The organism is Acinetobacter sp. 231_lipA, assembly GCF_058243005.1.
The window spans coordinates 2,844,066-2,859,015 of sequence record NZ_JBZAYU010000001.1 but is presented as its reverse complement, the minus strand read 5'-3'; the positions used below and the strand labels follow the sequence as shown (position 1 = coordinate 2,859,015).

The window sequence follows — 14,950 nt, the reverse complement described above, 5'->3', positions numbered from 1 at the left end:
CAATCCCTCATATTTGTTGCATTCAATCAGCGTCTTTAATTATTCGAGGTACTGCTGTTTTCCTTTGCGACTTTACTCTGCATCTCCTTGTTTTAATCTAATACTTTGGCATAAAAAAAGGGATGATTTTCATCATCCCTTCAGATAATAGTCTATTTTTAAACCATTATGCACGTTCTAAATAATCGCCAGTACGAGTATCTACACGAACGCTTTCTTCTTGCTGTACAAATAATGGAACACGTACTACAGCACCTGTTTCCAATTTTGCAGGTTTACCACCACCGCCAGAAGTATCACCACGTACACCCGGATCAGTTTCAACAATTTTCAAAACTACGAAGTTTGGTGGGTTTACTGTTAATGGCACGCCATTGAACAACATAATGGTACATTTTTCATTTGAATCGTCTTTTAACCATTTTGCAGCATCGCCCATTGCTGTTTTGTCAGCAGCGATCTGTTCAAATGATACAGGATCCATGAAGTTCCACATTTCACCGTCGTTGTACAAGTATTCCATTTCTACTTCTACAATGTCAGCCGCTTCTAAAGAATCACCAGACTTAAATGTTTTTTCTAAAACTTTACCAGAACGTAAATTACGTAGTTTTACGCGGTTAAATGCTTGACCTTTACCTGGCTTTACATATTCATTTTCCATGATTGAACATGGGTTACCATCAAGCATAACCTTAAGGCCTGACTTGAAATCATTCGTAGAATAATAGGCCATGACTGGCGCACTCCAAACTAACTAACTTAAATATTTATGTCTTTATCTTAGACACCAAAGCTTTGAAAAGCAGGGCCATAAAGATAGGGCATCTTTTTTGATGCCTCGCATTGTAAATGAGCAAGGTGTTATGAAGCAATGAAAATCCACTGCCTATAAGCCGAAGATCTTGATAAAATAGCCCTGTTCCGCGTGTTTTTGTGCATTGAAAAAGCCTTTTTAGACCACACACATCAGAACAACTCGTTTCGACATCACCCGATTTGATGACCTAACTTTCTTTTGTCCTAGTATTTGACCCCTTATTGCATGACTCATTATTTGTACCAAGAGCAAAATTGGCAAGCTCAACTCAGTGATTTAATTACCGATCCTTTAGAATTACTTAACATTCTAGAGCTTTCTCCTGAGCAACTGCTGTCAGGCGCACTGCTTGCATCAACCCAATTTAAACTCCGTGTTCCCCGTGCTTTTGTGACAAGAATGCAAAAAGGTAATCCGCTTGATCCTTTACTCCTTCAAGTCCTGCCCCATCATCTTGAGCTTGAAGAACATCCCGACTTCGTGACCGACCCCTTGGGTGAGGAACAAGCCAACCAACAACCCGGTGTTTTGCACAAATATAAAACTCGTTTCTTACTGACACTGACTGGGGCATGTGCCGTTCATTGTCGTTACTGTTTTCGTCGACATTTCCCCTATCAAGAGAACCTGCCAAAGTCAGAAGATTGGATCAATATTCAACACTATATTCAGTCGCAACCTGACATTAATGAAGTCATTTTGAGTGGCGGAGACCCCTTAACGCTGTCCAATCGTAAAATAAAATTATGGATTGAACGCCTAGAAAGTATTCCTCAACTTAAATTTTTGAGAATTCACTCACGAGTTCCTATCGTAATGCCTAACCGTGTCGACGATGAGCTAATTTCCATCTTAAAAAACAGTAGGCTGCGCATTATTCTAGTGGTACACTCAAATCATGCATCGGAATTGGATGATTTTACCTGCCGTCAATTACAGCAATTAGTCGCAGAAAAAATCACCATTTTCAATCAAGCGGTTTTGTTGAAAGGGGTCAATGATCATGTTCAAATTTTGACAGATTTGAGCTACCGTTTATTCGATGCAGGTGTATTGCCATACTATTTACATGTTTTAGATAAAGTAAAAGGGGCTCACCATTTTGATTTAAACCCGCAAGATATTGATTTCTTATACCAAGGATTATTGGCGAATCTACCCGGCTATCTGGTTCCCAAGCTGGTCAGGGAAATTGCGGGAGAAAAGAATAAGACACCACTTTTCGGGGTTTCAACTTTTTGAGTTAAATAATAACGATGATGACGACGAGTACTTCAGATATCTTCCAAAAACCAACCGAATTAAAGTTGGATAAGCTTAGTTTTTGCCCAAGCACAGTCAAAGGCTTACAAGAATGGTTAGCAAACTTATCCATTTTACAATTGGGTGACTCTTCTCGTTCCTTATTTCAAGCATTACTTGAAGTCTCCGAGCTTCAAGTCAGTGAAACACTTCGTTTTGATTTGGTTCAAGTACTGCATCCGAATTTGGAAAATGTGCTTACCAGTTTAGAGAAACATTTTTTTAATCAAGGCCTCATCACCACTGACCGAAATGACCATATTATTGAGCTTGCCTTATTAATGCGTAGTCATTTTGCTAAAGTCTATATCGACATTGCAAAACGTGTTTCTCAGCAAATCACTCAAAATAAGTTTTCTCTATTTGCTTTTAATCAAAAAAAGAACCTACAAACGGCTCGAACCGTATCGAGTTATTATGCTTTACAACAACTGTCACTGTTGTTGTACCAACAACACTTGCTCTATAGTTCCCCTATTCCGGGTCAGTGGCTAGCGGCTCATCAGCTCTTAGATTCTGCTATCCAAAATAACTTCTATTTGACCAACATTAATCAAATACAAGGTACACAGCATCAACTCAACAATATTAGCCAAGCCTATGCGCAGCTCATTCTATTGGATATTTTTAATACCCATCAAATCCGTCCAGGTGAGATTCAAGGGCTATTTTTGTGTAGTTTTGATTGGGCGAAACTGATTCAAATATTACCTAAAGAAACCACCTTATCTCGCTATATTGTCGATGCATCAAAAGACTATCCACCGACCTATAATTCTCAAAAAAACAGTCATATTCAACCCAATATTTTTATCTCGACGCAAGCCCTGCTTGATCATCTCTCAGAGATGCAAACCAAACGCGCTGAGCCACTGTCTCGCGATGAGAAGATTTTCCTTACCCCTGCTCTGCATTTTCACATTCATAACTTATTGACCAATAACATTGAACGTAAGCATGAGCGTTATGAATACTCTGCTCAATTACAAATTTGTTTTGGCCTGTCAGTCGCACATTTCTATTTGTCTAAAGGCAAGAACTTTAATGAAACTTTAGAGCTAGAAGGTAACTACAACTTTCAGAATGAAAGTCACGTGATCAACTCCATGAACAGTAATATTCCTGTGGAGACAAGTTCTGCTCGTATGATTGATCGTGAATCGAAACAAATCTACCCTGCCGAAGTTTTAGATATTAGTGTGAATGGTTACCGTATTCGTTGGACTGGACCAACACCTGCACATTTAAAAACAGGTGAGTTTATTTTGGTCCAAGAAAATGCGCATAGCCAATGGCGCGGTGGTGTGATTCGCTGGATTAAACAATCAAGTGAAAAAAGCTTGGAACTAGGGTTAGAAATCTTAGCGCAAGATCTTTTCCCATGTGCCGTAATGGTAAAAACAGACCGAACCACTCAGAACTATCAACCTGCGTTATTGGTACAAACGTCCCAGCTTGATGAAGTACAGACTAGTCTTATTGTCCCAGGTTCGAATATGTACCGAGAAAAACAAACCATTCACTTACGCCTAGGTGATGAAGATCTTAAAATTTATTTAGTAAAAGCACATTTAATTACACAAAGTTTTATTCGTTTTGATTATGAATTGTTGAATGACCAACAAGAACCATTGGTTCAAAGTTTTATTCAAAAGCAAAGGAATGCTATTAAGAATCACGATTTATGGGAAGCATTGAAGTGAGAAATCCATTATTATCTAAAAAGTTAAAACGTACGGAAACACGTTTACTCATTATTGATGATAATCAGATCCGTTATAACCAAATTCGTGACCTTTTAACTTCTAGCGATCATCAAGTTCATGCCACTTTACTGGATGACTTACAAAACTTTGAAAAACAGCTTCATCTGCCTTGGGATGTGGTGATTTTTGGTCGCGCTTATGACTTAAAGTATGAACAAGCACTAACTTTGATTCGCAACTCTAACCAAGTCAATTTACCGCTGATTTTATTAAAGCCAGATGAATATCAATCAACCCAATACGCAAGTTTTATTCGTAAAGGGGTCTATGATATTTTGGACTTAGAAGAAGCGGATAACTTTTACTTAGGTCTACTACGTGCGCTGTCATTAAGTCGTTTATTGCAAAGCCAACAACAACTTATGAATGAGCTTGAAACGGCTCAAAGCCAAGCACAGGCTTTAGTTGAAGAAAGTAATAAAGCCATTGCTTTAATTCAAGAAGGGATTCATGTTTCAGCCAATGCTGAATACTTACAACTGTTCGGCTTAAGCTCTGAAGATGATATTATTGGTCAACCGCTGCTTGATATTCTCCAGCCGAAAGATGTAAACGATTTCAAAATCCGTTTTAAGAAAATTTCACAAGGTCAGTTTGATTTAGGCGCTTTTGAAGTTGCTACTCTCAATAGCAATGCCCAAACTCAAAATCCTTTAAAAGTTGAGTTTTTAGCTGCACCTGAAGATGATGCTCTCCAACTGACGATTGAAGTCGAATCTGAACGCCCTGCTGCTCCATCAGCCAACACTGAAAAGCATGCGATACAACCTAATACGTATCAACAAATTAACCGTGCTATGACCAAACAGCCTTCTGATCAGAATGCTTTGGTTAGCTTTGCACTCAGCTCTTGTCCAGATGAAATTTTTAAAGCCAACTGGGCAACTACGCGTGATTATTTTAACAATATTTACAGCTTTTTAAATGAACAGACTCATATTCCTCTGTTTAAGGCGGGTGGGCAAACCATCGTTGGTTTATTCCAAGCAGAATCACAGGCCAAACTTGAATCTAAGCTGATTGCGTTAAATGCGCTCACCAAACCACAACTCATTACCGTAGAAAACAATAGCTATCCAGTAAATTTGCGCATTGGCTATACTTTATTGAAAGGGGAAATTTCAAATCAAGATCAGTTTGAAAACTTGTTATGCTCAGCCTTTAAAACCGCTTTACCGACCAATCAAGACGATTGCGAAATTGAGCAAAAAGCCAGTATTGATATGCCTGTGATTGAGTTGATTAATCCTACAGTCAGCGATACTTTAGACACCCAGAAAACAGCAAATGAACCTACGGTACTTAAAGCTTTACATCTAGCTTTGGAGCGTGGCGAGATTCATCTTAAATATCAACAACTTTATGACAAAGAAGACACCAATTTATATACCTATGAGGTTACCAGTGGCTTTATTTATGGTAACACATGGAAAGATATATCGAGTCTCAAAGAGTTAAGTGAAGACCACGAACTGTCTATTAAACTTGACCGCTGGATTTTAGTTGAGTCGTGTAAACAGCTACACAATTTTATCACTCAGTATCCTGAAGCAAAGTTGATTGTAAATTTAAACAAAGCCGTACTGTTGAATGACCGCTCTTTCCCTGAATTTATCGCCAAACTGATTACCATTGTACGCAGTAAGTTAAGTCACCCAATTACCCTTCAGTTCTCTGAGGATGATATCAGCCAGAACATTGCTGAAGCGCAAAAATACATTACCCAACTTCGCCAATATGGTGCTGAAGTTTCGATTCGTGACTTTGGTAATAGTATTTATAGTGAATCTATCCTACGTCAGCTCGATATCAACAATCTCACTTTACATGAAAACTTAACTCGCATGCTCAGTAGCGACGCCAACACGGAAGAGTTGCAAGAAAAAGTTGCGGTATACCATCAATTGAAAAACATTCAAATTATGCTGCGTGATCTGAATGATATGACGTCGTTTGCCAATGCATGGAATGTCGATGCCCGCTTTATTCAAGGCGATTATTTCCAAAAGAAACTCGATCATCTGATTGATGTGCAGGATCAGTAAAGCTTTGACCTTGGATACTGACCTCTAAATTTCAAGGCCCCTATACGGGGTCTTTTTATTATATGGTCTAACTAGCAGCCCCATGACTCTGTATTCAAATATCATAGGCATAAAAAAACGGGCAAATGCCCGTTTTTTTCTTTTGCTATTAGTCGCGTTTGATAGAACGTGACATGCCAGCAAAACGCTGTTTGAACTTGTCGATACGACCTCCAGTGTCAACGTTCTTTTGCTTACCAGTGTAGAATGGGTGGCAAGCTGAACATACGTCCAGGTAAACAGTTTCTTTACCAAGTGCTGAACGAGTTTCAATTACGTTACCGCAAGAACATGTAGCAACTAAAGTTTGGTATTTTGGGTGAATATCGGCGCGCATCGTCGATTACTCCATAAAAATTAAAGAAGGTTTTGCTGTCATCGCAATTGATCACTCTCAAAATTGAGGAAAGGGCCACTTAATTAAATTAAGTTGCAGATCAACACCATAACAGACCATTCTTTTGGCCCACCGAGACGGATACCGTCAGGGCTAAGCACAACAAGTGGCAAATATTATACGAGATATAGTATCAGATAGCCAATTATTCTTTCGTTTCAATTTCAGATTGCTTGGCCCAATAGTTAGCAATAATCCCACACACCATCAGCTGTATTTGATGAAAAATCATAATCGGTAAAACAATCATCCCCAAAGGTTGTCCAATAAAAAGAATCTGTGCCATCGGAACACCACTAGCCAAAGTCTTTTTAGAGCCACAGAAAAAAATGGTTTTCTGATCGGCACGATTAAAGCCTAACAAACGTGGTAAAAACAACCCAAGCAACATAATAATCGTCAATAAGACCGAACAGACAATGATCAATAAGATTAAAGTACCAACACTCACCTCTTGCCATAGACCGGCCACCACAGCACCGCTGAAAGCACCGTACACCACCATTAATATCGAACCCTGATCGAATGCTTTGACGATGCTTGGCATTTTCTGCATATACGGAAAGACATATGGTCGAAGTAGCTGTCCAAGGACAAAGGGAACCAACAGCAATAAGGTGATTTGAAGAATAGACGAGGTTGGATCAAAACCATGCTCTGATTGCCCCAAAATGAAAAAGGCCACCATCACAGGAGTAATAAACATCCCGATCAAATTCGAGAATGAAGCACTACATACCGCCCCAGCCACATTGCCTTGCGCGACCGAAGTAAACGCAATTGAAGACTGTACTGTCGATGGCAAAAAGCACATAAACAAAAAGCCCCAATACAACTCCTGCCCAAGTAGTGGTACCAATACAGGTTTAGCAAGCAAACCTAAAACGGGAAAAAGGATGAAGGTAAATGCAAAAACCAACGCGTGGAGTTTCCAATGCATCATGCCCTGAATCACGGCTTCACGGGATAGTTTAGCCCCATGCAAAAAGAATAATATTGCAATCGCGACCGTCGTCAGTACACCAAAAACACTGGCAGCTTGACCTGAAACAGGGACAAAGCTGGCTAAGAGCACCATAACAAATAGCAATAACGTAAACCGATCGAGTGCCAATAATTTCAACATACCAACATCCTGTCATTCCTCTAAAAATGAAAAAGCCCAGTGACTAATTTACCTTTGGGTAAATTCATCTTACTGAGCTATATAAATAAAGCTAGCTTTTACAGAATATGTTCAATATTTTTTTAATTAATACTGTGCATACACGCTGCATATGACCGAATAACGGTTTAGTTATTACGTGCATTATTATCTTGTTGAATCAGTTCAATTTTATAGCCATCTGGATCTTCTACAAAGGCAATAACCGTTACGCCACCCTTCATTGGTCCGGCTTCACGCACGACATTACCACCGCGCGCTTTGATTTCCTCACAAGCTTTATATGCATCGTCTACTGCAATCGCTATATGACCATAAGCATTGCCCAGTTCATAACTGTCCGTATCCCAGTTATGTGTCAGCTCTAAAACCGTATGATTTTCTTCATCACCATAACCCACAAATGCCAAAGTAAAACGACCTTCTTCATAATCACGCTTACGAAGTAAAGTCATACCAAGCACTTCAGTATAGAATGCCAAAGATTGTTCTAAATTGCCTACACGTAGCATGGTATGTAGCATGCGCATTGGAATTTCCTCATGATTTATTCTCAGCCACCCAATATAGGCAATGCCGCTCTATATTTCAAACCTCAACCATAAAAAAAGCAGCCACAAGGGCTACTTTTTTCATTCGAAATAAATCGATGCTTTAACTTTGCTCAGCGGCATGCTCACGTAGAAGTTTCGCCACCCAGACCACTAAGATTAAAATTGGGATCCCAATGAGTGTGGTCAGCAAGAAGAAATTTGGATAGCCAATATTGGACACAATTGTCCCTGAATATCCACCTAGTATTTTAGGTGTCAACGTCATCAATGAACTAAAAATCGCATACTGAACCGCAGTAAAAGATACGCTGGTCAAACTTGATAGAAATGCAATAAATGCAGCACCAGCTAAACCTGATGCCAAGTTATCGACAATAATCGCAAAATACAGCCAGTTTGAACTATATTCTTTAATCACCTTCCCTTTAACTTCTAACTGCCCATCAACTGCTTTATTCAAATTAATCGGTTGAAGATCAACATCTAGAGTTGCAGATTTCTCAGCTTCAGGATCCACCTGATAATTCAGTGCAGTGTGTTGTTGCGCACGCTCATTTTGCATCAATACGGCATTCAGCTTTTTAGAGTTTGAATCAAGAAGCAGTTGAGCAGGGATTGCTGCGCTAAACACACCTTCTTTGTCTAACTTTGCATCAAAGCTTTGACCATCTAAGCTCAATTTAATACTTTGGTTTTCAGCCAGTGTAGCAAGGTATTGACCTCGTACCACGATACTTCCTTCAGACTCTCGTTGATCAATCACATTATCAGCCGTGATCGGAAGCAAGAGCAATGCCGTAGATGCACCCGGTTGACTAATATAAGGCAATGTGACCGAGACAGGCTGTGAAGTATCATTTTGAAAACTGGCCGTTGCAGTTAGACGTTCATTTGCCTGAAGTTGCTCAACAGGAACCTTAATTGCCCATGCACCTGTCTCATCCGCTTGAGTTTTGAAACTTTGCTCACCGACATTGATCACAACATCATTTAAAGGTTGTCCTGATTTGACCAAGCCAATAAAGATGAGATTGGTTGAGCTGGCCAAAATTGCCCCGACAAACATCAGCTTCATGATGTTCATGCGCTGCGCCAGTAGTCCTCCTAAAAAACCACCAACCAAACTAAAAATCACCCCATAAACTTTCACCGCTTCAGCAATCTGCTCTTTGGTAAAGTTTAAGTCCTGATAGAACACATTGGAGATCACACCTGCAATAATGTCGGAAATACGGTAAAAACCAATCAACAATAGCAATACCAACGCCAATTTCACGCCATAGCGCTTAAAGAAGTCAGCAACAGGATTCACCCATGTTTCATAGGCCATTTGTTTATTCACAGCACCCATTTTGACAAGGCTTGAACCCACCACAAATGCAACAGCGCCAGAGCCAATAAAACGTAAAGCCTCAAAACAAAACAGTGCAAAACTATCTTTGATGGACCAGAGCTGAATCAGCATTTCTGTGAGCTTGCCTGAGTAAATATAACTCAGTACAAAACTCACCACAGATACAAAGAAAACTGCCACTAAACGATAATAATCTACTCGTTTATATTCTTTACGTACCCGATCAACTTGTGGCTCACGTATACATAATGTGGTTGCAATCCCGACCAACATGACCGCCGCCATTGCCAAATACGTCCACTTCCACGCCTCATAAATATAGTTGCCTTTGGCTGTACCCAAATAAGCCGCTAAAAATAACGCGCCCGCACCCGCAACGATCATCCCGATGCGATAACCAGCGTTATAAGTTGAAGCCAACACCGTTTGCATTTGCGTTTCTGACAGCTCAATACGATAGGCATCAATCACAATATCTTGTGTCGCGGCAGAAAAACCTAAAAGCACAGCACCCGCAGCCATCTGGTAAAGATAGCTCTGACCAAGAGACGGATCTGAAAAAGCCATGATAGATATGGCACAGATAATTAACAGTTGCGCGATCAATAACCACGCACGGCGACGACCCAATAATTTGGTCAGCACCGGTACAGGTAATTCATCAACCAAAGGGGCCCAAACAAATTTGAATGAATAACCCAGAGCTGCCCAACTAAAAAAAGTCACAGCGCTCTTATCGATACCTGCTTCCCCTAGCCATAAAGATAAGCTCGAGAAAATTAATAGGATTGGGATACCTGCTGAGAAACCCAAAAACAGCATGATCAACGCACGGCGATCTAAAAATGCAGTAAAGGCGGATTTCCATCCTGAAGATTGTGTTGTCATTACGTTTTTGTTGTCTTAAAACCAATGCTGCTATTCAAACCCTTAATACAATTTGTTTCAACCTGATTTATAAAATCAATGTTCTATTTTTGTCGACAAACACTGCGACTTTGCTTGATCTTTTGCATTAAACCTGTATACCTTTAAGTTTCTAACGCAATCTTTAGTTTCGGATTTCAAAGTGACCCAAAAACACGATCAAATGAGCTCTTCTATATCTGTACCACCCGCATTAAATAGTCAAGAAAATCCAGAAAACAACCTTAGTTCAGCATTTGACCAACCCGAAATTCAAACGACCTTAGCAAAGACACAACTTCAAGCAGAGCAACTGACGCACACCCCTGCTCTGGATAAGATTCCAGCCTCAACGCGTCGTATTAAACCGCTCAATAATTTTTTAGGGCAAGACCGTGCACGTGCTTCAGTTGAAGCAGGCATTTCATTACCTTACTCTGGCTATAACATCTTTGCCGTAGGGACAGCTGGCTTGGGCAAGCGCACCATGGTCAAGCGGTTACTCCAACAACACGCCAAAAATATGCCAACACCGAACGATTGGGTTTACGTTTATAATTTTAAAAGCCCACGTCAACCGATTGCTTTAGAGTTGCCTGCGGGTCAGGCAGTAAAATTTCAAACCATGTTACATCAAACATGGCAAACCACTTTAAAGCAGCTCGAGCGCCGCTTTACTGCTGAAACCTACCACAACCGTATAGAAGCCATTCACCAACAAACGGGTGACGTTCAGCAACAAGCCTTGATTGAATTGACTCAAGAAGGTGAAGAACTCGACCTCAAACTGATCTCTCGTAATGATGAGCACTGCTTTATTCCCGTCCAGTATGTAGACGATAAAGTATTGGAAATGACGCAGGCCGACATCAATGCGTTAAGCTCGAAAGAGCGTTCTGAAATTAATGCCAATATACGCCATATGGATAAAAAACTTGAGCGTTTAGGCATGCATTTAGGCGACTTGGAGGAAGATGCCCGCGATAAAGTTCAAGTATTGAACCGCGATATTGCCAAGCAAGTTTTATTACCTAAAGTCGAACAGTTACTGACTAAGTTTGCTGAGGTTGAGGGCTTAAAAGACTATTTAAAATATTATGCTGAAGACATTATTAACAATGTCGAGGTTGTACTCGAACAAGAAGAAGATGACTTTACCCCAGGCCTGTTTAGTCGTATCCCTTCACGCTATCAAGCCAATGTCGTTGTGTCGCATAAACCCAATGCTGGTGCACCGGTTATTTTTGAAGACTTCCCAACTCACTACAATTTACTTGGCCATGTAGAGCAACTGACTCAACATGGCACCATTACTACAGACTTTACCCTAATCCGCCCAGGGACATTGCATAAAGCCAATGGTGGTTTTTTAATGTTAGAAGCAGAACAACTGCTTGAACAGCCTTATGCATGGCAAGGTCTAAAACGTGCTTTAAAATCAGGCCAGTTAAAACTTTCTTCACTTGAACATATGTTGACACTGACAGGAAGTATCTCAATTGAACCTGAAGCAATCCCGCTTAATTTGAAAGTGGTTTTACTGGCTGAGCCTGAAATTTATTATGAAATACTCGAAGTAGAACCTGAGCTTGGCAGTGTCTTTAAAATCCGTGCCGACTTTACTGATACGTTGCAACGTAATGAAGTAAATGAACAAGCCTATATGCAGCTGATCGCAGACTATGTACAGGCCGATAAACTACTTCCTTTTGATCGATCTGCCCTTTCTGCGCTTTTGACCGACTCTAGTCGTCAAGCCGAAGATCAAAGCTCCCTATCTCTGCATGCCCTCACTTTGGGTGATTTGATTCGTGAGGCGCATCATCACGCCTTCCAATCAGGCGATAAAATGGTCTCGGATCAACACATTAATATGGCATTAGATCATCGCAAATATCGCTTAGGCTATTTACGTGAGCTCTATTGGCAGGATTTGTCACGTGGTACACAGCTCATCGAAACGCGCGGACACCGCCTCGGCCAAATTAACGCACTTTCTGTCATTCACTATGCGGATGTCGAGTTTGGCTTACCGTCACGTTTAACAGCCTCCGTGTATCAAGGCGGCGGCGATATTCTAGATATTGAGCGTAGTGTCGAGCTCGGTGGCTCTCTGCATGCGAAAGGTGTGCTATTGATGTCCTCATTCTTAAAAGCACACTTCGGTCGTGAACAAACCCTACACTTCTCTGCCGCGCTTGCTTTTGAACAAAGTTATGGTCAAGTCGATGGTGATAGCGCCACGGTTGCTGAACTCTCCGCTTTAATCTCTGCAATTAGTCAGCTACCGATTGATCAGTCTTGGGCGATTACTGGCTCAATGAACCAATTGGGTCAAGTTCAACCGATTGGTGGTGTCAATGCGAAAATTGAAGGTTTCTTTGATGCATGTAAACTTCAAGGTTTAACTGGCAAGCAAGGTGTGATTATTCCACGCCAAAACATGCAACATTTAATGTTACGTAAAGATGTGATTGAAGCGGTTTCAAATGGCCAGTTCCACATTCATGCTATAGATACGATTGATCAAGCGCTTGAACTACTTATGGCTCGACCAGTCGGCACTTTAGACAAGAAAGGACGCTATACCAAGAAGTCTATTTATGCGGCGGTGATGGATCAGCTAGATTATTGGCAAGCCATTGAAGATGGTGCTGAGTTTGAAGAAGAGCCGAAGAAAAAGAAAAAAAAGAAGAAGGACAAAAAAAAGGCAAAAGCTGAAAAGAAGACAGTTGCAACTGAAAATGCAGCGGAACAAACTCCTGAAACCATAAGTACAGCAACTACAGCGGATTAACCCTTTCCCTCAAACAAAAAAAAGCGCCTCAATGGCGCTTTTTTACAACTGAAGATTAAGCTTCAGGTGCTGGACTATGCTGTTCAACTAAAGGTTGTAATTCACCTTTTTGGAACATGTCTAGAATAATGTCACTACCACCAATCAACTCACCGTTGATCCATAACTGTGGGAATGTAGGCCAGTTTGCAATTTGTGGTAACAAAGCACGAATATCTGGGTTTTCAAGAATATTCACATAAGCAAACGGACGACCAATTTGACTAAGCGCTTCTACAGCACGTGCAGAGAAACCACATTGTGGAAACTGTGGGGTGCCTTTCATATAAAGAAGTACAGCGTGTTTTGCAATTTGGTCACGAATTAACGCTTCGGTATCGCGTGCTTGTTCAGTCATTGATCAATCCTCAACTAATCTAACCCGCATTATACCCAAAACGTAGAAAAACAGTATGCCTAAAGCAATATTTCGACTTTTATTTAGATTTAGGCTTTAAAACTACAAGCATAATTGCTTAATATTGGATTTCACTTACCCTCTAACAGATAAGAGTTAGTCATGAATAACATTACCCTTGCTCCTGTACAAACTGATCAACCCTCTCATTTGATGCCAGTATTTGGCCGTCAGCCGATCAGCTTTGTCCGAGGTCGAGGCTCTTATCTGTACACTGAAGATGGCACTGAATACTTTGATGCGCTAACGGGCATTGCAGTCTGTGGTTTAGGCCATGCTCATCCTGTCATTGCGGAAGCGATTGCAGAACAAGCGGCAACGCTCATTCATACCAGTAACTTGTTTGAAGTGCCTTGGCAAACGGCTGCAGCACAAAAACTTGCTGAAGTTGCTGGCATGGAAGAAGTATTCTTTTCAAACAGTGGTGCAGAGTCCAATGAAGGTGCAATCAAAATTGCCCGTAAATTTGGCTACATGCAAGGCATTGCCAATCCAAAAATCATTGTTGCAGAGCACTCTTTCCATGGGCGTACCATGGCAACGTTATCGGCAACAGGCAACAAAAAAGTCCAAGAAGGCTTTGGCCCATTGGTTGAAGGTTTTATTCGTGTCCCATTCGGCGACATTGAAGCCATTGAAGAAGCCGCAATTCACCATCCAGACATTGTCGCAATCTTTGTCGAGCCAATTCAGGGCGAAGGTGGTGTCAACACTGCTCCGCAAGGCTTTAGCTATTTGGAAGAGATTCGTCAAATCTGTAATCAACACAACTGGCTAATGATGCTGGATGAAGTTCAAACAGGTAATGGCCGTACAGGTGAATACTTTGCTTACCAACACACCAACATCATTCCTGATGTACTTACCACAGCCAAAGGTTTAGGCAATGGCTTCCCCATTGGTGCGGTGATGACTCAAGGTCGTGGTGTAGGTGTACTGACCGCGGGTAACCACGGTTCAACGTATAGTGGCTCAGCATTGGGTTCGCGTGTGGTGTATACCATCATCGACATTATGCAAAAAGAAAACATCGTTCAAAATGCGGCTGAACAAGGTGCTTACATCGTAGAACAACTGCGTAAGCAACTTGCCGATCAAAATGTGATTGTCCGTGGCTTTGGTTTGATGATTGGTGTGGAGCTACCAAAAGCATGTGGTGACTTGGTCAACATCGCTCGTGATGAATACCACACCATCATTAACGTTACTGCGGGTTCTGTGGTGCGTTTACTGCCGACCTTGAATATTACCAAAGATCAGGCGGATCAACTGATTGAACGTCTAGTGAAAATGATTAAAGCGTACTTGGCTTAAGCCAAAAAAGTCTGGTTCTAAAATTACTTTTTGC

11 protein-coding genes are annotated in these 14,950 nt (G+C 41.0%); 5 read left to right on the top strand and 6 right to left on the bottom strand.

Features of this window, described 5'->3' with window-relative positions; all coding sequences use genetic code 11:
- Positions 1–166: 166 nt before the first annotated feature.
- Positions 167–736: an elongation factor P gene (efp, locus tag AC4CUX_RS13985; protein WP_004693574.1), complete on the bottom strand. Its 570-nt coding sequence runs from the start codon at positions 734–736 to the stop codon at positions 167–169.
- A gap of 309 nt (positions 737–1,045) precedes the next feature.
- Between efp and epmB the strand changes: the two genes are divergently transcribed.
- Genes epmB through AC4CUX_RS13970 form a run of 3 tightly spaced genes read left to right on the top strand, consistent with a single transcriptional unit; the run spans position 1,046 to position 5,933 of the window.
- Positions 1,046–2,062, top strand: a complete 1,017-nt coding sequence (gene epmB, locus AC4CUX_RS13980; protein WP_279741156.1) for an EF-P beta-lysylation protein EpmB — start codon at positions 1,046–1,048, stop codon at positions 2,060–2,062.
- Positions 2,063–2,079: 17 nt separating this feature from the next.
- On the top strand, positions 2,080–3,825 hold the full coding sequence (locus tag AC4CUX_RS13975; protein WP_490748075.1) for a cyclic-di-GMP receptor FimW-related protein: 1,746 nt from the start codon (positions 2,080–2,082) through the stop codon (positions 3,823–3,825).
- Entirely contained in the window at positions 3,807–5,933 is a 2,127-nt protein-coding gene (locus tag AC4CUX_RS13970) for an EAL domain-containing protein (RefSeq protein ID WP_178927882.1), read from the top strand. The genes AC4CUX_RS13975 and AC4CUX_RS13970 overlap by 19 nt, the downstream gene beginning before the upstream one ends.
- Before the next feature lie 148 nt (positions 5,934–6,081).
- On the opposite strand, the gene rpmE is transcribed toward AC4CUX_RS13970, so the two are convergent.
- The 4 genes from rpmE to AC4CUX_RS13950 form a co-directional block, all read right to left on the bottom strand.
- Complete coding sequence (gene rpmE / locus AC4CUX_RS13965) at positions 6,082–6,309, bottom strand: 50S ribosomal protein L31 (RefSeq protein ID WP_004693579.1); 228 nt, start codon at positions 6,307–6,309, stop codon at positions 6,082–6,084.
- A gap of 205 nt (positions 6,310–6,514) precedes the next feature.
- Entirely contained in the window at positions 6,515–7,495 is a 981-nt protein-coding gene (locus tag AC4CUX_RS13960; protein WP_178927881.1) for a bile acid:sodium symporter family protein, read from the bottom strand.
- A gap of 167 nt (positions 7,496–7,662) precedes the next feature.
- Positions 7,663–8,064, bottom strand: a complete 402-nt coding sequence (gene gloA, locus AC4CUX_RS13955; protein WP_004693583.1) for a lactoylglutathione lyase — start codon at positions 8,062–8,064, stop codon at positions 7,663–7,665.
- Positions 8,065–8,188: 124 nt separating this feature from the next.
- A complete protein-coding gene (locus AC4CUX_RS13950) occupies positions 8,189–10,330 on the bottom strand; it encodes an AmpG family muropeptide MFS transporter (RefSeq protein WP_490747874.1) in 2,142 nt (713 codons plus the stop codon).
- A gap of 181 nt (positions 10,331–10,511) precedes the next feature.
- On the opposite strand from AC4CUX_RS13950, the gene AC4CUX_RS13945 reads away from it, so the two are divergent.
- The gene (locus AC4CUX_RS13945; RefSeq protein WP_490747875.1) at positions 10,512–13,145 is read left to right on the top strand and encodes a Lon protease family protein; all 2,634 of its coding nucleotides are present in this window, start codon (positions 10,512–10,514) and stop codon (positions 13,143–13,145) included.
- Positions 13,146–13,200: 55 nt separating this feature from the next.
- Here AC4CUX_RS13945 and grxD read toward each other — a convergent pair whose 3' ends face one another.
- Positions 13,201–13,542 carry a Grx4 family monothiol glutaredoxin gene (gene grxD, locus AC4CUX_RS13940; protein WP_004693588.1) on the bottom strand — a complete coding sequence of 114 codons (342 nt, stop codon included), beginning with the start codon at positions 13,540–13,542 and terminating at the stop codon, positions 13,201–13,203.
- A 162-nt stretch (positions 13,543–13,704) separates the two neighbouring features.
- Between grxD and AC4CUX_RS13935 the strand changes: the two genes are divergently transcribed.
- Positions 13,705–14,916, top strand: a complete 1,212-nt coding sequence (locus tag AC4CUX_RS13935; protein WP_125273105.1) for an aspartate aminotransferase family protein — start codon at positions 13,705–13,707, stop codon at positions 14,914–14,916.
- Positions 14,917–14,950: the final 34 nt, after the last annotated feature.